At 67.4% G+C, this 23,263-nt stretch carries 25 protein-coding genes; 3 read left to right on the forward strand and 22 right to left on the reverse strand.

The annotated features are described in order from the left end of the window. Nucleotides 1-26 precede the first annotated feature (26 nt). On the forward strand, nt 27-656 hold the full coding sequence (locus ACOQPC_RS13410; RefSeq protein WP_420608149.1) for a glutathione S-transferase family protein: 630 nt from the start codon (nt 27-29) through the stop codon (nt 654-656). 21 nt (nt 657-677) lie between these two features. On the opposite strand, the gene ACOQPC_RS13415 is transcribed toward ACOQPC_RS13410, so the two are convergent. Beyond that, nucleotides 678-1,364, reverse strand: coding sequence for a hypothetical protein (locus ACOQPC_RS13415; RefSeq protein WP_420606220.1), 687 nt, complete (start codon nt 1,362-1,364; stop codon nt 678-680). Between the two features lie 143 nt (nt 1,365-1,507). Next, nucleotides 1,508-2,254: a Bax inhibitor-1/YccA family protein gene (locus ACOQPC_RS13420; protein ID WP_420608150.1), complete on the reverse strand. Its 747-nt coding sequence runs from the start codon at nt 2,252-2,254 to the stop codon at nt 1,508-1,510. A 79-nt stretch (nt 2,255-2,333) separates the two neighbouring features. Between ACOQPC_RS13420 and thpR the strand changes: the two genes are divergently transcribed. Together thpR and ACOQPC_RS13430 are read left to right on the forward strand one after the other, a co-directional pair. After that, nucleotides 2,334-2,912, forward strand: coding sequence for an RNA 2',3'-cyclic phosphodiesterase (thpR, locus tag ACOQPC_RS13425; protein ID WP_420606221.1), 579 nt, complete (start codon nt 2,334-2,336; stop codon nt 2,910-2,912). Nucleotides 2,913-3,044: 132 nt separating this feature from the next. Beyond that, nucleotides 3,045-4,616: a spinster family MFS transporter gene (locus ACOQPC_RS13430; protein ID WP_420606222.1), complete on the forward strand. Its 1,572-nt coding sequence runs from the start codon at nt 3,045-3,047 to the stop codon at nt 4,614-4,616. 24 nt (nt 4,617-4,640) lie between these two features. Here the strand turns inward: ACOQPC_RS13430 and ACOQPC_RS13435 are convergent, their stop codons facing one another. The 20 genes from ACOQPC_RS13435 to ACOQPC_RS13530 form a co-directional block, all read right to left on the reverse strand. Further along, nucleotides 4,641-5,231 carry a superoxide dismutase family protein gene (locus ACOQPC_RS13435; protein WP_420606223.1) on the reverse strand — a complete coding sequence of 197 codons (591 nt, stop codon included), beginning with the start codon at nt 5,229-5,231 and terminating at the stop codon, nt 4,641-4,643. Between the two features lie 164 nt (nt 5,232-5,395). Continuing rightward, nucleotides 5,396-6,493 carry an OmpA family protein gene (locus ACOQPC_RS13440; protein ID WP_420606224.1) on the reverse strand — a complete coding sequence of 366 codons (1,098 nt, stop codon included), beginning with the start codon at nt 6,491-6,493 and terminating at the stop codon, nt 5,396-5,398. A gap of 160 nt (nt 6,494-6,653) precedes the next feature. Then, on the reverse strand, nt 6,654-7,109 hold the full coding sequence (locus ACOQPC_RS13445; RefSeq protein WP_420606225.1) for a DUF2793 domain-containing protein: 456 nt from the start codon (nt 7,107-7,109) through the stop codon (nt 6,654-6,656). A 29-nt stretch (nt 7,110-7,138) separates the two neighbouring features. Then, a complete protein-coding gene (locus ACOQPC_RS13450; RefSeq protein WP_420606226.1) occupies nt 7,139-9,313 on the reverse strand; it encodes a phage tail protein in 2,175 nt (724 codons plus the stop codon). A 194-nt stretch (nt 9,314-9,507) separates the two neighbouring features. Then, entirely contained in the window at nt 9,508-9,951 is a 444-nt protein-coding gene (locus ACOQPC_RS13455; protein ID WP_420606227.1) for a peptidoglycan endopeptidase, read from the reverse strand. After that, nucleotides 9,951-10,763 (reverse strand): DUF2163 domain-containing protein, encoded by an 813-nt coding sequence (locus ACOQPC_RS13460; RefSeq protein WP_420606228.1) that lies wholly within the window; start codon nt 10,761-10,763, stop codon nt 9,951-9,953. Before ACOQPC_RS13460 ends, ACOQPC_RS13455 begins: the two co-directional genes overlap by 1 nt. Nucleotides 10,764-11,244: 481 nt before the next feature. Continuing rightward, nucleotides 11,245-13,593: a DUF2460 domain-containing protein gene (locus tag ACOQPC_RS13465; RefSeq protein WP_420606229.1), complete on the reverse strand. Its 2,349-nt coding sequence runs from the start codon at nt 13,591-13,593 to the stop codon at nt 11,245-11,247. A gap of 124 nt (nt 13,594-13,717) precedes the next feature. Then, on the reverse strand, nt 13,718-14,293 hold the full coding sequence (locus ACOQPC_RS13470) for a tail tape measure protein (protein ID WP_420608151.1): 576 nt from the start codon (nt 14,291-14,293) through the stop codon (nt 13,718-13,720). Continuing rightward, nucleotides 14,293-14,658 (reverse strand): phage tail assembly chaperone, encoded by a 366-nt coding sequence (locus tag ACOQPC_RS13475; protein ID WP_420606230.1) that lies wholly within the window; start codon nt 14,656-14,658, stop codon nt 14,293-14,295. The genes ACOQPC_RS13470 and ACOQPC_RS13475 overlap by 1 nt, the downstream gene beginning before the upstream one ends. Nucleotide 14,659: 1 nt before the next feature. Next, complete coding sequence (locus ACOQPC_RS13480; RefSeq protein WP_420606231.1) at nt 14,660-14,989, reverse strand: gene transfer agent family protein; 330 nt, start codon at nt 14,987-14,989, stop codon at nt 14,660-14,662. Nucleotides 14,990-15,162: 173 nt separating this feature from the next. Beyond that, a complete protein-coding gene (locus ACOQPC_RS13485; RefSeq protein WP_420606232.1) occupies nt 15,163-15,570 on the reverse strand; it encodes a phage major tail protein, TP901-1 family in 408 nt (135 codons plus the stop codon). 190 nt (nt 15,571-15,760) lie between these two features. Next, nucleotides 15,761-16,153 (reverse strand): tail completion protein gp17, encoded by a 393-nt coding sequence (gene gp17, locus ACOQPC_RS13490; RefSeq protein WP_420606233.1) that lies wholly within the window; start codon nt 16,151-16,153, stop codon nt 15,761-15,763. Continuing rightward, a complete protein-coding gene (locus ACOQPC_RS13495; RefSeq protein ID WP_420606234.1) occupies nt 16,150-16,377 on the reverse strand; it encodes a hypothetical protein in 228 nt (75 codons plus the stop codon). The genes gp17 and ACOQPC_RS13495 overlap by 4 nt, the downstream gene beginning before the upstream one ends. Beyond that, nucleotides 16,374-16,925 carry a head-tail connector protein gene (locus ACOQPC_RS13500; RefSeq protein WP_420606235.1) on the reverse strand — a complete coding sequence of 184 codons (552 nt, stop codon included), beginning with the start codon at nt 16,923-16,925 and terminating at the stop codon, nt 16,374-16,376. The genes ACOQPC_RS13495 and ACOQPC_RS13500 overlap by 4 nt, the downstream gene beginning before the upstream one ends. Before the next feature lie 414 nt (nt 16,926-17,339). After that, nucleotides 17,340-18,563, reverse strand: coding sequence for a phage major capsid protein (locus tag ACOQPC_RS13505; RefSeq protein WP_420606236.1), 1,224 nt, complete (start codon nt 18,561-18,563; stop codon nt 17,340-17,342). 80 nt (nt 18,564-18,643) lie between these two features. Next, nucleotides 18,644-19,102: an HK97 family phage prohead protease gene (locus ACOQPC_RS13510; protein ID WP_420606237.1), complete on the reverse strand. Its 459-nt coding sequence runs from the start codon at nt 19,100-19,102 to the stop codon at nt 18,644-18,646. 143 nt (nt 19,103-19,245) lie between these two features. After that, a complete protein-coding gene (locus ACOQPC_RS13515; RefSeq protein ID WP_420606238.1) occupies nt 19,246-19,554 on the reverse strand; it encodes a DUF6127 family protein in 309 nt (102 codons plus the stop codon). A gap of 43 nt (nt 19,555-19,597) precedes the next feature. Beyond that, nucleotides 19,598-20,725, reverse strand: a complete 1,128-nt coding sequence (locus ACOQPC_RS13520; RefSeq protein WP_420606239.1) for a phage portal protein — start codon at nt 20,723-20,725, stop codon at nt 19,598-19,600. A gap of 339 nt (nt 20,726-21,064) precedes the next feature. Further along, nucleotides 21,065-22,387, reverse strand: a complete 1,323-nt coding sequence (locus ACOQPC_RS13525) for a terminase large subunit domain-containing protein (protein ID WP_420606240.1) — start codon at nt 22,385-22,387, stop codon at nt 21,065-21,067. Next, nucleotides 22,384-22,908: a hypothetical protein gene (locus ACOQPC_RS13530; RefSeq protein WP_420606241.1), complete on the reverse strand. Its 525-nt coding sequence runs from the start codon at nt 22,906-22,908 to the stop codon at nt 22,384-22,386. Before ACOQPC_RS13530 ends, ACOQPC_RS13525 begins: the two co-directional genes overlap by 4 nt. Nucleotides 22,909-23,263 lie beyond the last annotated feature (355 nt).

The raw sequence follows: 23,263 nt of genomic DNA on the forward strand, positions 1-23,263 counted from the left end.
GGAATCGAAGCTCCAGGAGATGCATGATGGCCGATATCGACTATTACACCAATCCCATGTCGCGCGGCCAGATCGCCCGCTGGGCGCTGCACGAGGCCGGCGCCGATTACGAGCAGCATATCCTGGATTACGGCGGCACGATGAAGGGGAACGACTATCTCGCGATCAACCCGATGGGCAAGGTGCCGGCGATCGTGCGCGGCAAGGATGTGGTGACCGAATGCGCAGCGATCTGCGCCTATCTCGCGGACGCCTATCCGGACGCCGAACTCGCGCCCGAGGCCGGGGAGACCGCCGACTATTATCGCTGGATGTTCTTCGCCGCGGGCCCGGTCGAGCAGGCGATCGTCGCCAATTCGATGGGCTGGAGCGTTCCCGACGACAAGCAGGCCATGGTCGGCTTCGGCAGCTACGAGCGCGTCGTCGACGTTCTCGACCAGCAGCTGCAGGGCCGCGATCATGTCTGCGGCGACCGCTTCACCATGGCCGACGTCTATTTCGGATCGCAGATCATCTGGGGCCAGGAGTTCGGCGGCCTGCCCAAGCGGGACAGCTTCGAACGCTATGCGAAGCGGCTTACCGAACGCCCGGCCTATCAGGCCGCCAAGGCGATCGACAACGCGCTGATCGTGGAAATGCAGGGCGAGGGCGGCTGAGCGCCGCCGCCTGTAGGGGGCTCAATTGGACTGCCCCGGATTTTCTACCGTCACGCGTCCGAGCCGGCCATAAAGTTCTTCCCACGCCGCAAGGCGCCGCTGATATTCGGCGTAATTGTCGTAGAACTCGATAAACAGGTCGTCGATCAGGCCCAGCGCGCGCGCCGAGAACGCCGGCAGTTCCTCTGGCGGCACCAAGGCGGCCTGCGGACCGAGATCCAGCATCAGGTCGCAAAAACCGCTGGTTACCGGGGGGAGCGAAAAATAATTGTAGAGGTCGGTTGAGCTGGTGTCCCGGATACGCTTGGGATCGCCCGCCGGATAGCGCGAGCGATAGGTCGTATCGAGACGAAGATTGACCTGGTTCAGCATCGTGCGATGCGCATCGAGATAATTTTTGTAATCGTCCGCGAAACGCAGATATTTAGGCTGCAGACAATTGAGCGCGGCGACGTTGAAGGCCGAGCGGAAATTCCACACCGTCTCGTCGCTCTCGAGGCCGCGATTGGGCGTCAGCCGGACGTCGTCGACACCCTTGGGCGGGATATACATGCCGGTGGCAGCGCCGAGTGGCGGGATCGGCCGCGGCGGCGCGCTGGCTGGCACGATGATCGGCGGCGGCGGCGGGGCCGGCGGCGGCGGAGCCGCACAGGCGGCCAACGTGGTCAGTCCGGCCAGCAACGCGGCCCGGGCGACGATCTTGAACATGCAATCCTACCCTCACGAAATCCGGTGCCCCGTGTGACACCAAGCGCGTCCATTTGAAACCCCTGAAACGACGGACAGAGATACACAAACGCCCGGCAGCAAAGCTGACCGGGCGTCCGTTTATCGATGCTGAACGTTGAAAATCAGCTGCGTGAGGCACCCATGAAACGCAGCAGGAACAGGAACATGTTGATGAAATCAAGGTAGAGCTGGAGCGCGCCCATGATCACGACCTTGCCCATCATGTCCGTGCCAGCAACATGCACATAGAGGCTCTTCAGCTTCTGCGTATCGTAGGCGGTGAGACCGGCGAAAATCAGCACGCCGATGGCGCTGATGGCAAGGTCGAGCACCGTGGACTGGAAAAACATATTCGCCAGCATGGCCACGACCAATCCGATAACGCCCATGATCAGGAACGTGCCCCAGCCGCTCAGATCCTTCTTGGTGGTATAACCCCACAGGCTGAGGCCCGCGAAAGCCCCGGCGGTCGCGAAGAAGGTCGTGGCAATCGAAGCACCCGTGTAGCGCAAAAAGATGGTGCTCAGCGAAAGACCCATCAGGACCGCAAAGCCCCAGTACATCGCCTGAAGCGTGCCGGTCGAAAAACGGTTCTGCCCGAAACTCATCGCGAACACGATTGCCAGCGGCGATAGCATGATGATCCAAGCCAGCGGACCGCCGCCAAGCAAGACATGAGCGGCCGGAGAATCCATCCCGCCACGCGCGAACAGCATTGCGACGATGCCCGTCAGCAGCACGCCGCTTGCCATGTAATTGTAGATTTTGAGCATATAGGAGCGAAGGCCTTCGTCGAAGACTTCGCTGGTACCGGCCTGGCCGGGATAGGTCCGCGCTCCGGTCGCTCTAGGATCGGGCCATGCCATAATGAAGAAACTCCCAAGTTTTTAGTGGTGGCAACATTGCCACTGCAGCTATGAATATCGCCTTTATGCGAACAATTTTCAAGTGATTGCGCGCGCGCTGTCCGCCGGGTTAGATCAGGCCGCCATGTCACACCGCCTGTTCATCGGCCTGCGCCCGCCGCAAGCGGCGCGCGATACGCTCCTCGCGGCGTTGGACGGTATCGAAAACGCGCGCTGGCAAAGCGATGCTCAACTGCATGTGACCCTGCGCTTTGTGGGGGAAGTAGCGCGGCCCGATGCCAATGAACTGGCCGAGGCGCTGGGCCGTATCCGCATGGACCCGTTCGCGGTCGAAATCGAGGGCATGGGGCATTTCGAGCGCAGGGGCGCGGCCAAGTCGGTCTGGGCGCGCGTAAAACCGAGCGAGCCGCTGGCTACACTGAAAAAAAAGATCGATCGCGTCTGCCGCGATCTGGGCCATGAGGACGATCGCCGCAAATTCCTGCCGCATATCACGCTCGCCCGGCTCAACGGCGGCAGCGGGCCGATCGGGCGCTTTCTCGCTCGCCACGCCGATTTACATCCGCCGATGTTCGTCACCGACCGCTTCATCTTGTTCGAAAGCCATATGGGACGCGGCGGGTCGCATTATCAGGCCGTGGCGGAGTATGCGCTCGGCTGATCGCCGAGCCGGTCCGGTCGCCAACGCAATGTGGAGGGCAGCAGCGAACCGGACGCTGCCATGCAATTCCCTGCGATTGCACAAGCGCGGCGCTCTGATACAGCGGCGGGACGAAGAGGCAAGGAGAGGCCCATGCAAGCACCCGCATCGACGGAGGACGTCATCGATCCGGACGCCAGGACACCGGCCTACGCCTGGTATGTGCTGTCGGTCCTGATACTTGTCTATATCCTGAATTTCGTGGACCGGCAGGTACTTTCGATCCTCGCCGAGGACGTGAAGCGCGACCTCGACCTCACGGACGGCGATATCGGCTTTCTCTACGGCACCGCCTTTGGGGTATTCTATGCCTTGTTCGGTATCCCGCTCGGACGGCTGGCCGACAGCTGGCACCGGGTGCGACTAATGACGCTTGGGCTCAGCCTGTGGTCGGTGATGACCGCGCTGTCGGGGCTCGCGCGCAACGGCCTGATGCTGAGCGGCGCCCGCGTCGGCGTCGGTATCGGCGAGGCGACCGCCAGCCCGAGTGCCTATTCGCTGATTTCCGACTGGTTTCCCAAGAAGCGTCGCGGTCTGGCGCTCGCGCTCTACAGTTCGGGGCTGTATATCGGCGGCGGCCTTTCGCTCGGCCTCGGCGGACTGGTCGTGCAGAACTGGAACAAGGCCTATCCCGTAAAGGAACTGGCGCCGCTGGGATTGGCCGGTTGGCAGGCGGCGTTCATGGCCGTCGGCATTCCCGGGCTGTTGCTGGCGCTGTGGGTGTTTACGCTGCGCGAGCCGGTGCGGGGTCAGTCGGAGGGTTTTGCAAGCAAAGTCCGCCCGCACCCGTTCAGGGATTTCCTTGCGGAACTCGTCACGATCTTGCCGCCTCTGACGTTGATCGGCGCGGCGCGCTCGGGCAATCTGCTGCGCAACGTTGCGGTCGCGTTGCTCGTCACTGGATGCGTTTGCGGGTTGATCGCGTTGGGCGAGCCGCTGCTCCAATGGACCGCCGTCGGCATCGGCGTCTATGCCGTCTACAGCTGGGCCAGCACCCTCCGGCGCACCGATCCGCCGACCTATGCGCTGATCCTCGGCACGCCGGCCTTTTTGCTGACCGTGCTCGCCTACGGGCTCAACGCCTTTTTGACCTATTCGGTGAGCTTCTGGGCCTCGCCTTACGCGCTGCGCACCTTTGGGGTGTCGGAGAGCGAAGTCGGGTGGGTGGTCGGCAGCATCGGCGCCTCGGCCGGCTTCCTGGGCGTAATCGCGGGGGGCTGGGCCGCCGACAAGCTTCGCACGCGCCATCCGGCCGGGCGGCTGTGGGTGGTGATTTTCGGCGCCATCGCACCGATTCCCGCGGTGGTCGCCGCCTTTACCACCCGCGATCTGACGCTGTTTTACGCGATGCTGTTTCCTGCGCAGGCACTGGCCAGTTGTGCGCTCGGAGCCGCAGCCGCAACCACCCAGGATTTGGTGTTGCCGCGTATGCGCGGGACCGCCACGGCCAGCTTTTTCATCGGCACCACGCTGATCGGTCTGGCACTCGGGCCCTATCTGGCCGGACGCATTTCGGCGCTCACAGGAAATCTCGCAACCGGAGTGTTGTCGCTATTGCTAACGGTGCCGATCGCGCTGATCGCGGCGATCGTCGCGTCCAGACTGCTGCCCGCATCGGAAGCGACCGCCCACAAGCGAGCCGCCGCCGCCGGCGAGGATTTCTAAGGGTACGAAACCGGACTACACCGGCTAGAGACTGCCGGCCTTGGTGAACACGCCACAGGCCAGGCGCGCACCGCTGTTGCCCGAGGGATCGCTCATTTGATCGTCCTTGCCCGCATGAACGATGAACGCCGCGCCATCGGCATCGAGTAGCGCGTTCGGGCCGCCTTCGAGCGTGGCGCCGAGGATCGGACGTTCGAGATGGCCGGTACCATCCGAGACGACCTCGAGATTGACGAAATCGCCCAGATGCGGTCCCGCGTCATTGGCCACGCCATGATGCTTGTCGGTCGGATTCCAGTGACCGCCAGCACTCTCGAAATCGGGCGCATCGCATTTGCCCACGCTGTGAATGTGGATGCCGTGGTTGCCTTGCGGGAGCCCGTTGACGTCGAGCATGAGATTCAGGCCGTTGCCGTCTTGGATCACCTTTACCTCACCCACCGACCTGCCGTCGGCCGTCTTGAGCATGGCGATCGCCTGAGGCCCGGCGCCGGCCGCTGCCGCACTCCCTGCTGGAACGGTCGCGACCTGGTCCGCGTCGTCGGCCGGTTCCTTCTGGCAGGCCGACAGCGCGAGTGTCGAAGCGGCGGCACCGATGATGATGAGGTTTCGCATATCCTGTCTCCCGTGATGCGGTTCAGGGGAGACAACCATCGAACATGAGCGAAGTTTCCAAGGCTGTCGCCAGTGATGCCGCCAAGCGTTTGAAGCCGTGACACGGACAAAAAAAGGGCCGGTCTTGCAACCGGCCCCTTCCATTGTTCGCTTGGAGCGAGAAATCAGTAACCGGCGCCAGGCCCGTAGGTGATTTCCACGCGGCGGTTCTGCGGTTCGCGCACACCGTCTGCGGTGGGGACGCGAAGGTTCGTTTCGCCGAAAGCTTCGGTCGCGATCCGGGCCTGCGGAATACCGCGGGACTGCAGATAGGACTGAACCGACGAGTTGCGACGCTGCGAGAGACCGACGTTGTAGGTCTTGGTACCCGAAGTATCCGTGTAACCGGCCAGCATGACGCGGGCCGAACCACAATTGGCGTACTGAGCCACCGCATTGTCGAGCACCGTAGCGGCATCGGGACGAAGATTCGACTTATCCCAATCGAAGAACACGATGTACGGCCCGTTGTTGCAGGTTTGAACCGGCGGCGGGGGCGGCGGGGGCGGCGGCGCGGTGGTCGCCGGAGGAGCCGGCGGCGGCGCGACATAGGGAGCCTCGGCAGGAGCACCGAAGTTGAAGATCAGGCTGCCGAGGATGCTGTGCGAGCGATAACGGCCCTCATAGTCGTCGCCCGCAGTGCTGACGAGATCGACATTCGGCACGGTGAAGAACTTGTACTTCAGTCCGACGCTGAAATTATCGGTCAACGGAGCCCGCACACCGGCGATGGCCTGATAGGCGAAGCCCGTATCCGAATCGTCGAGGAAGTTCGTGGCCCGCGACAAATTCTCGTCGACTCGCGCGACACCCGCGCCGCCGCCGACAAAGCCCTGGATGCCGTCGTCGTCACCGAAGTCCAGCATACCGTTCAACATGAAGCTCAGAACGCTGGTATCGCCATTGATATCGCTGACGCTGCTGGCAAGGATATCGCCCGGAATTCCCTGCTGCCCGACGATGACTTCGTCCGCCTCGGAGCTCTGATACCCGACTTCGGCCTCGATGCGGAAAGCACCGAAATCATAGCCGACGATACCGTCGACATTATATCCGTAGTCGTGATCGACGGTGAGATCCTGGTTGATCCCGTTCACGTCATAGTCGGTGTCTTCGACGAGCATTGCCCCGCCTTCGACTCCGGCATACCACGCGCCGTCACGTGCCATCGCTGGCGTGAGCGCGGTGGTGGCGAGTGCCACACCTATGGCTAGCTTACGCATTAAATTCCCCTCTATCTATTTAGGAACTGAATTTGGTAGTGGTCTACTATCCGGTCGCAGCAACGGGTGCAAGTACGCAATAGTTCCGACTGTTGCGAAAATGTCTCCTTTTCACGGTTAATCCCTGTAAAAATGCCATGTTAGCCGGAACCAGGGCATCCTAATCGCCCGCCACGATCGTCAGGCCGGCACGCCGCATCGCCGCGATGAGCACGCCCAGCGATTCGCGGGCCTCGACATCGATCACCGAACCACCCGATGGCACGGCCAGAGCAGGAGGCGCGGTCCAGTTCGCATTCCGGTAGATCGAAGTCCCGTCCCCGGACCGGTCGAACAATTGCATTCCGTCGATCGGCGGGGCGAAACGCCAGCCGCCTTCGGTCCATCCCGCGATGCAGCCGGGGTGGCCTTCCCATGCGCCCGTCGGTTGGTCCCCGACGAGCCAGCACTGTCCGGTAATCGGCGACAGCGAACCCGGATCGTCGAGCTGGTCCTCGACCACCGGATGCAACAGCAGGTCGATCAGCGCCAGCGCCTCGTTATGGGTCAGTTCCTTCTGCGCCTGGGCGAGCGCGAGCAGCGGCAACGCCATCCGGCCGGTCGTCAGGTCCGTCATCGCATTCATCCTTCCGTTTCAGGTGATCGTCAATTCAAGGAGACAGCTATATGGGCCGCCGGAGACAGCCCGCCGCGGCCGACCTGGCGCACCGCAAAATGCAACCTATCGACGCCGCCTTCACGCCAATCGCCCAGCATCGTTCCCACCGCCACGCATTGCGGGGATGCCGTCTCCCATTGCGCCAGCGGCGTGCCAGCGTCATCGGTCGCCGATAGACGGTAAAGCTCGGTGTCCTCGCCGAGCGGCGGTTCGACGCTAAGCGACCACTCCGCGCCCAGCCTGCTGCGCCGAACCCAGCGCAGACGCAGCGCGCCGCCGGGCAGCGGTTCAGCCGTGAAATGGACCGGCGCGAAGGGCAGCGCGGCCCGGCCGGTGATCGCAACGCTCGCCATGACGGCGCGTTCGTCTGCGATCCCCAGCGCCGCGGCGCTGAGCGGCAGGCCCGCGGCGATCTCGGGGCCTTCGAGCAGGCGCAGCCGGTCGCGCTGGAGCAGCAGAAACGTCCCGCCCGCTGCATGATCGCCGTGCGCCTCGGTTCCGTAAAGCCCGCGGTAAAGCCGCTCGAGCCGATAAAGCGTCTCGCCGAGCGCCACCGCCCGCTCGAATTGCAGCACCTCGCCGCCGATCGCCGCGATATTGGCGCCCGTGAGCAGCGCCGCCCGATCGGCGTCGCGCAGAGTCATTTCCGGGTTGAGCAGGCGCACGACAGGTCGGCTGCGCGCATCGACCAGCCCCGGCGGCGTCGCGGCCAGCGGATATTCCAGCACGCCCATGACCGCCGCCGGGGCCGTCACGCCGATCGGGCGCAGCGAATCGCCGCCATTGCCGATCGAGAGCGCCGCCCGGCGCCAGCCCGGTGAAAGTCCCGCCGCCGCCGCCGCGACGACCGGCCTGTCACCGCCGCCGCGCGCGATGTCGGGCAGCTCGACCAGCATCAGACGCGTCGGCCCGTGTGCCCGATCGGCCTCGCGCAGCGCGCGCCCGGATAGGCCCCCGGCCGCGATCGGCGTGGTCCGCGCCAGCGACCGCGCGGTCACCAGCATCGCCCCGCGCCGATGCTCTATTTCGGAGATCGTCCACCGCGCACCGTCCCAGTCCAGCGTGCTTCCCGCGCGCAGATCGTCGGCCCCATGAGCGACGGCGAGCCGCAACCGCTCACGCTCGGCTCCGGCGCGGCGGGCCAGCGATACGGCCAGGACCATCGCCTCGTCCGCCGTCATCGCCGCCGGAAAATCGAGCCGGGCGACGCCGCAGCCGACGCCCGCCCGGCGCGCGCGCTGCAGGCCCGCCTGATAATCGCGCGCGATGTCATAATGCCGATATTCGATCGCGGTCGGATAGTCGCCGAGCGGGGCGCGGCTGCGTTCGGGCCGATCCAGCGCCTCCGCTCCCAAGGTCACGACGGGATCAGATATTGCGCCGCCCCGCGGCGGCTGCCCGTTCAGCAGGAAGCCCTCGCCGCCGCGGGCGAGCCGCAGCCCCGTGCCTTCGACGATCAGCTGCACCACGTCCCGCGCCGTTCCAGAGGCGGCGAAGCCGCGCACCGTCGCCGGATCGTCGCCGCGCACGCGCCCGCCGCTCGCTTCGCCGGCGATCTCGACCAGCCGCACCGATCCGCCGCGTTCGAACAGCTCGAAGCCCAGCGACGGAATGCGGTTGCCATAGTCGGCGAGCTGGAGATTTTCGAACACCGCATAGGCCAGTCCGCGAAAGCCCGGTGCTTCATCGCCTTCGGCCTGCGCGATCAGCGGATCGGCGGGTTGATCGCCATAACCGGAGTGAAAGCGAAAGCCGGTCTCCACCTTGAAGTCGCCCGCCTCGCCGCGCAGCAGATTGCCGTCCGCCCAGATGCGTCCGATCCGCGTGGCGGGGCGGCTCGACAAGGCCACCGCCAAGCTCGCGGAATAGCTGTAGCTGGTCTGGCTCGGCCGGCCCTTGCCGCCGCCTTCCTCATCCTCATGCTCGATCAGGTCGGTCGCCCAGATCACCGTCCCGGCCACACGCATGGCGCCGAACAGGGCCGGGATCTCGCTGCCGTAACTCGAGGTCTGGATGTCGAGTTCCTTGAGCCGTGGCCCCTCCCTGCTTTTGGGCCCGCCGAAAATCTGCGCGTCGAGCGCCCGGCCCGCCAGGCTGCCGAGCGCTCCGCCGATCGGCCCGCCCAGCGCAAAGCCGACCGCGTTCAGGACGATGGTCGCCATGACGGCTTCTCCTTCTTCCCTTTTCCTCTCCCGCTGGCGGGAGAGGAGCGAGACTTAATGAGCGTAGCGAATTTAGTCGCAGCGGTGAGGGTATTGTCCGGCTGCGTCGACCTAATCGATGGCGCTCACGCGCCACCCACCCTCATCCAACTTCGGGGTCCCCACAAAGTATTACTTTGTGGGGTGCCCTTCGCCTAGCGTCTGCGACGCAAGGCTCCGTATCCTTCTCCCGCCCGGGCGGGAGAAGGGCAGTCCTTTAAACGCCAGAACGAATCGATCGGCCAAAGCGACGCGCCCGGCAGAAAGACGGTCCGCCGCAGCCCGGCATGGGCGTGGACGAAGCCGCCGGTGACCGCGACCAGCAGATGGAAATGCAGCGGCGCCGCGCGCACCAGGCACAGGTCTCCGGGGCCGCCGCCGGCGATCTTCGCGAAGCCTCGACCTTCGAACCACCGGTGCCAGCGCGCACCGTCACCACCGCGCAACGCGTAACCGGAAGGAACATCGTCCGCACCGCCCAGCGCCAGCGCGGCCAGGCCGATGCAATCGATCCCGCTCGCCGGATCGCGCCCGCCCAGACGAAAGGGAGTGCCGACCAGCGCCAGCGCGCGCTCGGCGATGGCGCTCTGCTCGCTCATCAGCGCCCTCCTGGATAGCGCGTGAGCAGATCATTGCCCGGCAGATGCGGTTCGCCGCGGAAATTGACGGCGTTGGCGAAGCGCGCCGCGCAGGTCGCGATCGAACGATCGCAACCTTCGCTCAGCAGCACCCGCGTGCCCGGTTCCACCGCAAGGGCGGGCGGTTGCGTCAGCCAGATCCTGGCCTCCTTGCCATCGGCGATATCGTGGATCGTCCCCGTGTTGCGACCGGATAGAAACCGCAGCCGGCCGAAACGATAAAGCGCGCCATCGGCTAGGCCCGAGAGGTCCAGCTGCTCCTGTTCCGCCAGAATTACCGGCCGTTCGCGGCGATGGCGCATCAGGTCCACGCCGCACTGCGCCCCGCCGAAATCGGCGCGGCAGCCGGGCGAGGTGCGCGGTGCCACCGGCCGGTCGAGCGCCGCGCCGGGCCCGCGCAGCTCCGCCTTGAACGCGTTGCCGCCGCGCGAAATCTCGCCGAGTTCGCCGCTCGCGAGCTGGCGCTGGCGCGAAGGATCGGTCCAGTCGACCAGCCGGATTTCCAGCGCCGCGCCGTCCCACCGCCCGGCGTTTAGATCCGCCTCGCTGATCGCATCGCTGGTGAGCCCGCCATCGACATCGAGCCCGTCGGCATCGAGCCGGACGTTCTCGACGATCGCGCTGGGCACCATGCCGGGACCGGCGCGGTGGAGCAGCCCGTCGATCACGAGATCGCGGTCGTGCGACGTAAACCCCAGCGCCACCCCGTCGCGCCGCCGCAAGGTCCAGGCGAAAGCGGTGGTGGCGCAGGGCTCGTCGAGCCAATGGGTCATGTTCGGCTCCAACGTCGATTTGATGATTTTAGAAAGCCAAACATCCCGGACATTTGGCATTATGAGACGTAGCGTCTGACTTGCTCGCAAGTCGCTGGGTGACTTGCTCGATAACTATGGAATTGCGCAAGCCCACCGCTAGAACGAGCTGGCGGCAGCAGCCCAGCTGCAATTTGGCCGCGGGACGGAGGTGATAACTATCGCAGAAATCAGTATCGCACTGGCAATTGCCTTGGTGGTAATTGCCTTTGCAACTTTGGTGCTTAAAATCATCGAGGTTGCTCGTCACAAGTGACGTGAGGGGGCCGGGCTGCAACCCGGCCTCCAATATAAAAGGGACGCAACCACTGCAATGGCGCGCCCCTTGAAACTTCGTTGATAACTGCCGCTATCAATATCGCATTGGCGACATAGCCGCTTGTCCCGCGAATGTCAATCTCAAGGCTGCGATATCGCGGAGCTGGCGACGCGTGTCAAAAGCCTATTCCTTCACCTCGATCAGCGGCACGCTCGCGATTTCGCGTGCCCCGTAGGTGGCCCCGGCGATATCCAGGCGGTCCTCGGCGAAGCGGACGGGCACGTCGAAGCGGTAGCCCGCGGTGATCGAAGCGCCCGCGGGCGGCGGTACGTCGAAGCGCAATATGCCGAGCGGCTGGAGCGTGAAACCCTGCATCTCCACGCCGTCCAGGGCCACGCGCACACTGCCGCCCACCGGCCTGGTGATCCGCCGCCGCTGCTCGGTGGCGCCCTCTTCATAGCTTTTGGTCAGCGGGAAATCGGTGGCAAGGCCGTCGCCCGTGGCAACATGCTGGTCGAACGGGCCTGGCTCGCCCGTCATGCCCGCCGAGCTGTGATCGGTAGGATCGGTGAAGCGAAAGCCCACCGCCGCGCCGCGGCGCGCGCGGAAGAAGGCGATCAGCCGCGCCGCATCCGCCTCTCCGCGAACGCCCGGTCCCGCATCGAAAGCGAGCCGCGCATCGGCCCAGTCGCTCGATCGGCGTTCGTGACCGGACAGGGTCGTCACGATGCCGGTCGAAAATTCCGGCGCGATGCTGGCATGCCGGCCGATCGCGATCGGGAAACGCACATCGTCGAAGCTACGCATATCGTCCTCCTCCAGCGTGAAAAAGGTGAAGCCGTCGCGCGCCACCTGCGGCAGCGCCCAGACATAGTTGCGGCCCGGCGTGCGCGTTTCGGCAAGCTCCACCGCGCGGGCGATCGCCTGCCACTGCGGCGCGTCCTCGGGCTTCAGCACGAAGCCCGCGAAATATTCCTGGGCCTCCGGCGGATAGCCGAGCCGCGCGGTCATCGCCGCGATGCCGACCGCCGTACCGGCATGGTCGCCCGCGACGGTCCAGTCATAATCTTCCAGCTGCAGCACGTCGAACGCGGGCGCGGCCCAGCCGAGCGGCACGTTCGCGCGCTGCGCGTCGGGGGCGTCGCGGCCGAGCACCGTGGGCAGATACACCAGCAGATAGAGCGTCGCGCCCACCGCGCCCGCCTCGCCGCGGACCGCATCGGCCAGCGCCGCGGTGGAGGCGGCGAGCATGTCCCCCGCTCTGTCGAGCATCGCCTGCTGAGCCGCCGTCTTGTCGCCCGCTATGTCTGGAATCGAAACGATGGCGTCGCCAAAGGCCGTCCATGCCGCCGCGTCGTAAAGGCAAATTCGTCCGCCTGCCCCGGACCCCGCTCCAGCGTCCGGCATGATCCACCACCAGGGCTCGCCGATCTGGAAGCGCACATGCTGCCCGGCATCGCGCTGGATCGCGGCAAAGGCGCGGCCCACCGTTTGCAAATAGCCCATCGCTTGCGGCTGGGCGGGCGAGAGCAAGGTCGAGGGCGGCTCCCAGCCCGTGCGCGCGGCATCGCCGTTTTCGGCGCGCTGCTTCCAGTCGTTCCAGCAATGCTCGTCGAACAGCTCGAAGCTGAGCGAGAAGATGGTCTCGAATCCCATGGCGATGGCCCGCGCCGCGAAATCGCGGTGCCAGGCGGCGCAGGGGGCGTTGAGCGTGCCGCCGGCCAGACTGACGTAGAGCCCCGGCCCGTTCGTCTCGAGCCGGAAATAATGGCTCATGCCGACATAATGGTTGACGATCCCGCGATAGCCGAGCGCGCGGATCTGCCGCAGCAACCGTTCGGGCGCCTGGTTGTAGGCGTCGTCATAGCCCGTCGCCATGCGCAGCTTATGCTCGGGCAGCATGGCATCGGCCAGACCGATCACCGCCCGCTCGCCATCGCAGGCAATGCCGGTAATCTCGACCCAGCCCCCGGCGGGCTGCGCCAGTCGCCCTGGTCGGCCGGTATAGGACGGAGGAACCAGCGAGACGAACATCCGGTCGATATCGTGCGGGTGCACCGGATCGGCCTCGCCCGGCAGCAGGAACCCGCCGTCGAGCGCGCTGAACGGCAGCGTGATCGCCGCGTCGGAAGGGATTCCGACGGCGTAATTCCACAGCCGCACATACCAGCTGCGCATGGCCCCGCTCGCGTCGCGTCCCTCGATGGTGAGCGTCGGCCCGTCGATCGCATCCAGCGGCATGATCCCGCTCGAGCGCCAGTGGAAGCGCAGCGTCAGCCGCGCATAGTCACGCACCGTCTCATAGGCGAGCAGCGGATGGTCCCAGCGGTCCTCGCTCTCCCAGATCAGTCCGGCCAGATCGTCGCTATTGTAAAAGACGGCATCCACCCGCAGCGCGCCGGGGCCGGTGGTGACGGTGGAGGCCATCATCGGGCGCGGGAAATCGACCGTCCAGAAGCGCGCGTCGAAGCGCGCCATATGGTCGCGTTCGACGACCTTTGCGTCGGCCGCCTTGGCCAGCCAGTGGGGCATGGGGGTCTCCCTTGAAATGTGACGTCATTCCGGACTTGATCCGGAATCCAGAGCCCAACAGCAGTGCCATCCCGCCCTGGACCCCGGATCAAGTCCGGGGTGACGTTGTTGTTGGTGATAAGAATCATCCCTCCAGCGCGCGCTTCACCGCCCGCGCCACCTGCCGGCTGGAGCGTTGCAGCGCCTGCGGAGCGCCGCCGCCGCGATCGGCGATGTTGACGGTGAGGTTCACCACCGGCCCGGCCCCCGGCCCGCCGGTTTCCACCCTGCCGCTCGATGTCGGCACGAACCATTCCGGCCCGCGCTCGCCTACCCGGTACGCCCGGCCGGGCGATACCGGGCCGCCGGTCGCCCGGCCCGGCGCGCCGATCAGCTGCCCCAGGATCGCACCGAGCGACGCCCCGCCACCTGAGCCGCCGCTCCCCCGACCGCCGCCGCCGAACAGCGACCCGATCCCCGACTGCACCGCCGCCGCCGCGATCTCGGCCAGCGCCGACAGCGCCACGTCGCGCAGCTCCTCGAAGCCGAACTGCCCGCGCCGGATCGCACCCGACAGCCCGCGTTCGAGCGCGTTTCCCGCGCGTTCGAGCCCGTCCGCCAATGGCCCGTCGAGCTCGGCGCGCATCGCTTGCACGTCGCGGGCGAAGCCCTGCGTATCGGCGCGCACGCCGACGACGAGGGTTTCGAGTTCTTCATCCATCATTCGTCTCGCTTTCGATCGGGGCCATCGGGGAATTCCTTCATCAATGCGGCAAGGTCCGGCCCGCCGGACTGATCGGCCGGCGGCATGAAGATGGCGGCCAGTTCGGCCGGGGTGGCGGACCAGAAATCGTCCGGCCGCCAGTGCAGGATGAGCGCGGCATGGGAGAAGAGGGAGAGAGCGGCCCGTTGGAAGCGGGCGTCGTCATTCGTCTTCATAGCCGTCATTCCGGGCTTGACCCGGAATCCAGGAGCCCAACCGGATTGCCCTTCCGCCCTGGATCCCGGATCAAGTGGGTCCATCAAAGTTCTACTTTGATGGGTGCCCATGTCCGGGATGACGGTCTTTGGCGTGAGGGTACGCATCTCACCGCCCCTGCAATATCTGCTTCAGCAGCACGCGCAGCGCCGGGGTCAGCGCCGCCAGCCCCGCTTCCGACAATGCCTCGCCGAACCGCTCGCGCGTCAGCGCTTCGGGCGGCCCATGCAGGCAATGCCAGAACAGCGCCGCCAGCTCGCCCAGCCGCAGCTCCCCCGCCGCCGCGCGCTCGACCAGCGCGAACAGCGGCCCGAGCTCCTCCTCGGCCGCCACCAGCGCCGCGAAGGTCGGGCGCAGGACGAGCGTCTCGCCGCCGATGCGCAAGGGCGCTTCTCCGCGGGCTGGGTTGGAACGGTTGGGATTGACTGGGTTGGTCATGTCGATTCTCCTTTAGATCCTCCCCGGAACGGGGGGGGACCGCCAGCGAAGCTGGTGGTGGAGGGGCCGAAGCGGTGCCTCTCGGAGCAAATGTCCCGGCCCCTCCGTCACGCTGCCTTGCGGCAGCGCGCCACCCCCCCGTCCCGGGGAGGATTTCGAAGGCAGGGGAGGATTTACAGGCTCGCCACCGCGCCCGAGCTTTCCAGGCTCAGCGTGTAGTTGCGCTCGCCGTTGTAATCGCCGGCATAGTCGAGGCGGCTGACGAGAAAACGCCCGCGCATGCGCTCGCCGCTCTCGAAGCTCAGCTCGTAATCGTCGATCGCGCCGGCCAGCGCGTGGGCGCGCAGCCGCGTCTCGGCGTCGGACCCGGTAAAGATGCCCGCGCCCGACACGCTGACCGATCGCACGCCCGCGCCGGGCAGCAGTTCGCGCCAGCCGCCGCTATCCTTGTTGGTGACGTTCACCGCCTCGCCGTTGATCGACAGCTGCGTGGTGCGCAGCCCGGCGACGGTGGCGTAGGCCGGGCTCGCCGCCCCGTCGCCGATCTTGAGTAGGAAGGCGCTGCCTTTTTCGGCCGGCATGATGGTTCTCCTTTTGGTGAAACAAAATCCTCCCCGCGCGAAGCGGGGGGAGGGGGACCGCTCGACGCAGTCGAGGGGTGGAGGGGTAAGCCGCGCGATGAAGCGAAAGGGCGCTGGAAGGGGCGTTGCGCTGTTCACCCCTCCACCATGCTGCGCATGGTCCCCCTCCCCGAGCGAGCTCGGGGAGGATTTAGGTGGCCAGAACCCGCGCGCGGAATTCGATCAGGCGGCGGCGGCGCTTGCCCTCGTCGCTCGCCAGCTCGCGCCCATAGACGATGCTCGCGACGCGCCAGCCGGGCAGATCGCGCGGCAGGGCCAGGATCGCGGTTTCGGCGGCATCGGCCAGCGGACCGAGCGGCGAGGGATCGGCCTGATCCACCTCGATCAGCACCGCCAGCCGCAATTCGCGGCCGCGCGCGGTCTTGGTGCTCCAGTCGACCGAGGCGATGTCGGGCACCGACAGGAACGGCGGCTGCGCGCCGGGCGGCACGCGGCCATAGACCCCGTTGGCTTGCTCGCCCAGCAGCGGGTCCGCCCGGAGCGCCGCCAGCGCCGCCGCGCGCAGGACCGTCGCCGCGCTCATCGCAGCCAGCTCCCCGGCCAGCGTGCCCACGCATCGGCGAAGAGCCGCGCCCGCAGCCGCCTGGCCCGCACGGTCACGCCGCGCGCATCCTCGGAAACCTCCGCGTCCGGCAGCGCCTCGCCATAGATTTGCGCCAGCAGCGCCTTGCGCCGCTCCACGCGCCGCGCCGCCATGTCGGTCCCGCGCCGCGACAAGGCGCGCGTCACCCGCTCCGCCCCGCTCATGCCAGCACCATGCGGCGATAGGGCCGCCACAGGGCGGCGACGGCGGCGGGCGGCGGGGCGGCGCCGCCGCGCTCGCTGTAACCATGCGCCGCCAGCCGGACGATGCCCTGGCGCAGCGGCTCGGGCACGCCGTCCCAATAGCCCGCGATCCCGGCGTTGTAACGCACCCGCACCCGCCCGGCGGCGCCGGGCCGCTCGATCCGGATACGCCCGCCGCCGTCGGCGGCGATATCGAGCGCATAGGCAGCGACCGGCAGCGCGATATCCGGCCCGTCGGCGAGCAGCCCGTCGACCGCGTCGATCGCGATCACCGGGCGATGCGTCAGCACGTGCCAGCCCGAACCCGCGGTCGTCACCTCGGCGATGTCGCGCACGATCAGGGTCACGCCCAGGAAGCGCTCGCACAGCTCGTAGGCGATGCGCAGCTGTTCGCCGAGGGCTGCATCCTCGGTTTCGACCGAGATGCGCAGATATTGCTTCAGCGACGCGAGCGCGGCAGGGCCGGGATCGGGCGCGGTCGTCGTAACCAGACCGGGGGGAAAGCGCATGGGAACGGCCTTTCGGTTGAGGATGAAAAAAGCCCGCATCCGGCGGGGAGACGGCCGGATGCGCGCACGGCCTTGGTGGGCCGGTCTAAATCCTCCCCGGAACGGGGAGGTGGCGCGATGCCGACAGGCATCGTGACGGAGGGGCCGAAGCGGTTCCTTCGCAGGGGGCAAGCTTTGCGATGCCAGCGCCCCGGCCCCTCCACTGGGTCCCCATGAAGTGTTACTTCATGGGGCAACCCCTCCACTGGGTCCCCATGAAGTGCTACTTGATGGGGAAACCCCTCCACTGGGTCCCCATGAAGTGTTACTTCATGGGGAAACCCCTCCACCCCCGACTGCGTCGGCGGTCCCCCTCCCCGCTGGGTCCCATCAAAGTAGTATTTTGATGGGTGCCCGTTCCGGGGAGGATTTGCCTCAGCTCGCCGAGAACCGCAGCAGCTTGATCGCCTCGGCGTTCATCACCTGGCCGCCGACGCGCTTGGTCGCGTAGAAATGCACGAACGGCTTGTTGGTGAACGGATCGCGCAGGATGCTGGTGGCGGTGCGCTCGGCGATCAGATAGCCCTCGCGGAAATTGCCGAACGCGATGGCGGGCGCGTCCGCCGCGATGTCCGGCATGTCCTCCGCCTCGACCACCGGATAGCCGAGCAGCGTGTCCGGCCGTCCGGCGGCGAGCGAGGGCTGCCACAGGAACGCGCCGTCGGCGGTCTTGAACTTGCGGATGCGCGCCAGCGTGGCCGAGTTCAGCACGAACGCCGCGCCCTGACGGTAGGCCGGCCTGAGCGCGTGCACCAGATCGACCAGCGTGTTTTCCGGATTGGTTGTCCGGAAGCTTCCCGCCGAACCGCTCGGAAAATATTGCAACTCCCCGAACGCGCGCATGTCGTCCGGATAGTCGCTGACCGGGGCGGCGAGAAAGCCCCTGGGCTGGTTCACCCCCGTGCCGTTCACGAACGCCGCGCCCTCGGCCCGGGCGAATTCGCGGGCGATCTCGTCGGCGAGCCAGGCCTGCACGTCGAACGCGGCATCGTCGAGCATCGCCTGGCTGGCGGCGGGGTTGGCGTAGAGCTCGCCGGTCGGCGGCGCGATTTCGGCGAAATCGGGCGTGTCGGTCTCCGGCCGCGCCGCCGTCTCGCCGACCCAGCCCGACGGCGTGCCGCCGGTGGTCACCAGCTTGCGGTAGCCCGCCGTGCCGGTCTGCACCACCGTGGCGATCGACCGGATCGGCGAGATGTCGAGCAGCGAGCGCCCGATCAGCGCGTCGATCTGCCGCGGCACGGCGTAGCCGCCTTCGGGACCCGAAGCGCCGCTCATCGCCTTCACCTCGGTCTCGCGGCCCCGGCGCAGATAGCCCTCGATGAAGCTCTTCACCTCGGGCGCGGCGGCAACCGGCGCATCGCCCGGCTCGCCCGCGGCAGCGCCCGCCAGCACCGGCCGCGCGGCGGCGGCGGCGACCTTGTCCATGCGGGCGCGCAGCCCGCCCACATCGGTCTTGAGCTGATCGACGTCGGTCCGCAGCCCGCCGATCTTGGCCGCGTGCTCGTCGGCGCGGAGCACCGCCTCGAACGAGGCCTCCAGCGGATCGGGCTGCGGCGTCATCGCCGGCTGGGAGAGCGCGTCGGTGGTCGTGATATCCATGGGTAATTCCTTTCTTGGGGTGGATTCTGGACGAAAAAAAGCCGCCCGGTGGGGCGGCGCTGGGTGGTCGGACGAACAGGCTAACCCGATCGGAGGTGTATTTTGGCCAGCGCCTGCATCGGCAGCCGCACCAAACTCACCTCCACGAGATCGAGTTGCAGCAGGCGCCGGGGACGCTCGCCCTCGCTCGCCCTCACGCGGTAGCCGAAGCTGAGCCCGCCGTGCCAATCGCGGCGGGCGAGCGCGGCGCCTTCGGGCGTCAGCGCGGCGATCACGCGCAGGCCCTTGCGGTCCTCGGCCGCATAAGTGACGGTGCCGATGCGGCGCAGCGGATCGTGCTGCCACAGCAGCGGCAGCGCGCCGGGTTCGATCGCCGCGAGGCTCTGGGTAAACGCGCCCGGTTCGATGACGTCGCCGCCGCGGTCCTCGATATGGAAGATCGCGGCGTATCCGGCGATGCGGAGGCTGCTCCCCTCCCGCGCGCGGGAGGGGTTGGGGGTGGGCGCGCGGTCCGCAGGATCGCGCTCCGACGATCGCAAAACGGGCCCACCCCCGGCCCCTCCCGCGAGCGGGAGGGGAGAAAACAAGGCGGGCCCGCCCGCTCCTCCCGCGAGCGGGGAGGGAGAAAACAAGGCGGGCCCGCCCGCTCCTCCCGCGAGCGGGAGGGGAGCAAGGAGACCGCTCACCGCACCCACTCCCCGGCCCCGAGCCGCACCGCGATCCCGATCAGCAGCAGCGCCAGCAGGCCCTTGACCAGCCAGTCGAGCGCCGCCTTCAGCGCGCCGCGCTTGGCCTCGCGCCACGCCGCCAACAGCTGGCGCAGTTCCTTGACGTCCGCGTGCGCCGCGCCGTCGGACAGGCCCAGCCGTTCCAGCGCGCGCGCCGCGCCGGCGTCGCTCGCCTCCTCGATGATCGCGCGCAGCGTCACCACGTCGATCCCCTCGCGCTTGGCCTCGGCGGCGAGCCCGGCCAGCATGTCGTCGGTCTTCATGTGCAATCTCCTCGATCCTCCCCACCCCGTGGGAGGGGGGTTGTCAGAGCCCCAGCATTTCCCGCTTTTCCTCGCGGGTCAGGAAATCCGCCGCGGTCACGCTGGCCCAGAGCCGCTCGCGGTCCTCGGCCAGCGCCGGGATATCGTCGATCGGCACGGTCAGCGCGGCGCCCGGAAACCAGCCCGCCAGCCCCTCGCCGAGCGCCTCGCAGATCGTCTGCGCCAGCGGCAGCAGGGTGAGCCGCCACAGCGCCTTGTTCGCCTCGCGGTAGTTGGCGTAGCTGTTGTCGCCGGGCAGGCCGAGCAGCATCGGCGGCACCCCGAAGGCCAGCGCGATCTCGCGCGCCGCGGCCTCCTTCAACCCCGCGAAATCCATGTCCGCCGGGGTCAGCGCCATCGGCTGCCAGCTGAGCCCGCCTTCGAGCAGCATCGGCCGCCCGCTGTTGCCCGGCCCCTGATAGGAGCCCTCCAGCTCGGCCTTCAGCCGCGCGAACTGTTCGGGCGAGAGTTCCGCGCCGTCGCCCGGATTAAAGATCAGCGCGCCCGACGGCCGCGCGGCGTTGTCGAGCAGCGCGCGGTTCCAGCGGGTCGCGGCGTTGTGCACCGCGATCGCCTCGGCCGCCGCGCCGAGACAGCCCAGCCCGTAATGATCGTCGAGCGGATGATAGCCCTTGATGTGCACGATCTGCGGCCGCCCGTCCGCGCCGACCGCGTCGATCGCCTCCACCGCTTCGCCGGCGCGATACCGGAACACCGCGGGCCAGCCGCGCGCGTCGGGCAGGATGGTCACCCGGTCGGGGCGCAGCGCGAACAGCTCCGCCGGCTCGCCTGCCCCGCGCAGAATCCGCACGAACGCGTTGCCGTGGAGCAGCAGCTGCGCGCTCACCGTCTCGAACAGGCGCTGGCCCGCGCTCGACGCATTGGCGAGCGCGGCGAGGCCGGGCGCGGCGCTGGTCACGGCCAGGCCGCCGACGCCCTCGGCCACGATCCGCACCGCACGCTGCGCCACGTGATTGCGCTCGTAGCCGGCGCGGATCGAGGCTTCATAGGAGAAGGGCGCGTCATCGGTGAACGATGCGCCCCAGGGCGAGCTGAACCAGCGCGCCAGCCGCGGACGTTCGGCCGCGCCCGCGCCTTTGAAGGCGAGGCGCAGGGAGTTGAGAATGGTCATGATGATGTCCTTTTGAATTGGCGATTATGTACCTTGCAAACCCGTTTCATTTGTTCGTCACCCCAGCGAAAGCTGGGGTCTCGGGCGGGATCGCCATGAGGCTTGAGATGCCAGCAAAGAAAGGCGGAGCCATGCCGTTTCTGAATTTCCATCCGACTGGGTTTGCAAAGCACATAATCGCCTTTGAATTGGATCCTCCCCGTTCATGGGGAGGTGGCGCGCGCGAAGCGCGTGACGGAGGGGGCTCTCGTTCGAGAGCAACGCGCGATCCGGAGAGCCCCCTCCACCATTCGCTTCGCGAACGGTCCCCCTCCCCGTTCCGGGGAGGATTTTGCGTATTCACAGCCAGCGCACCCGCGCCGTCGCCCGCCTTGGGCCCAGCAGCAGCTCGCCCAGCGCCCAGACCGCGGCGTCGGCGCGGTCGGGCGAGCGGCCCGGGCCGGCATAGCCGCCGTTCACGAGCAGCCCGCACAGCTGGTCCTCCAGCTCCGGAAAGCAGCCCGCATGGCGCACCTTGTCGGTCTCGTAGAGCGTGGCCACCGGTTCGGCCCGCTCCGTCTTGCTCCGGCTGGCGTGCACCCGTTTCACCGGCAGCACCGCGTCGGCCGCGCGCAGCACGTTCTCGACCATCGCGCCGCCCTGATTGACCTCGGCGATCACCCGGTCCGCGCCCCATTCCCTGGCGGCGCGCGCCACCGCGCGCGCCCAGCCCGCCGGGCCTTCGCCCGCCACGCTGCAGTCGGCGAGCACCACCGCGCGGTCCGGCCCGGTCAGCGCGGCGACGACGATCCCGCAGGCATCGCCCGCCCCCGCCCCCGCCGGCGGATCGACGCCGACGACCACGCGGCGGCGGTCCTTCACCTCCGGCACCGCGCAGCGCCGCGCCTCCAGCAGCGCGCGGCCCCACAGCGCGCCTTCGACATCGTCGATCAGCTCGCCCGACAGCTCCTGCCGCCCGAAATTGCTGGCGCCGTATTCCGCCTCCAGATCGGCGATCACATCGCCATCGAGATGCGGGTTGTCCCGCGTGGCGCCGCGCGTCTCGACGAACCTTTTCATCGCCATGACCTGCCGCATGATCGGAACGCTGCGCGGCGTGGTGGTGACGACCGCGCGCGGATTGGACCCGAGCCGCAGCCCGAAGATCAGATTGTCCCACGCCGGCTTGGCCTGGCGCCACTTGGCCAGCTCGTCGCACCAGGCGGCGTGATGTTCCGGCCCGCGCAAGACGTCCGGCGTTTCGGACGAATAGACCGTGGCCACCGCGCCGGACGGAAAATGCACCTCGCCCGCGCCTTTCTTCCAGCGCGGCCGTTCCCAGCTGCGCGCCACGTTCAGCAACCCGCTGCGTCCCTCGACCATCACGCGCCGCGCATCCTCGCTGGTCGCGCCGACCAACGCGATGTGCGCGTCCGGATTGAGCCTTGCGAATTCGCTCACCCATTCCGCCCCCGCCCGCGTCTTGCCGAAGCCGCGCCCGGCGCGGATCAGCCAGACGCGCCAATCTCCCCCCGGCATGCGCTGCCCGCCATGTTCGAAGCCGTGCCACCGCTCGGACAGTTCGAGCTTGAAATGGGGCGGCATGCGGCCGAGCACCATGCGCTGACCGGGCTCGTCCAGCGATATGAATTGGGCGAGGGCTTCGCTGCGGCCGCCGGTCAAGCCAATCGCTCCCGTTGCCTTTTCAGCACCGCGATGCGGTCTATGATCAGCTCGTCCACTTCGTCGGACGTCGGAATATGGCGGACGTTGATATTCGCGCCGCCCCCGGCGGCGACATTGGCCTTGTGCCTGCTCAGCAAGTCCATCGCTTGCGATACGGTCATGTCGGCGAACAGGGCGGAGCCGCCTTGATCCGGCGCGTCGTCCGGCGCCCATTCGCCGTCATTGGACTCGTGCGCGCCGGTCAGCCGCAACGCGCGGCGCAGCAAGGCGGTCTCCAGTCGCTCATAGCCGATGCGCAGGGCCGCCTGCCAATGCGCCGCGAACTCCGGATCGCGGTCGCGCAGCTTGTAAGCGGTGTGCGCCGACCGGCCCGCCGCTTGCGCCGAAAGCTTGACGTTGCAGCTGTCCGCCAGCGCGTTCAGAAACATCGTGCGCCGCTTGTCGGTCCATCCGTCCTTGCGCACCCTGCGCCGCTGCAATGGCAGGCCGCGCTGCGGCCCGATCAACGTCTCCGTCATGACATTCTCCCAATTCCAGACCGGGCATGAAAAAGGCCCCCGCCCGACAGGCGGGAGCCGACGCCCCGAATCGCATTATCTCGATCGTTCCTATATGTGCCATATTAGCGTGACGATGTCAAGCGATTTGTTCCTTTTTGGTTATATGGACTTCCATCCTCCCTCCCGCTTGCGGAAGAGGAACGAGCCCCGGACTTGATCCGGGGCGCAGTGGTGAGGGCGCTTCGCAGCGCCGCGACGACCCATCGCTGGCGCTGACGCGCCACCCACCCTCATCCAACTTCAGCTAAGAGCTTCGCTCTAAGCTTGCGTATCCTTCTCCCGCCCGGGCGGGAGAAGGCTATTCTCTTCCCCT

Origin of the sequence: Novosphingopyxis sp. (assembly GCF_965218915.1) — a bacterium.
Lineage (GTDB): Bacteria > Pseudomonadota > Alphaproteobacteria > Sphingomonadales > Sphingomonadaceae > Novosphingopyxis.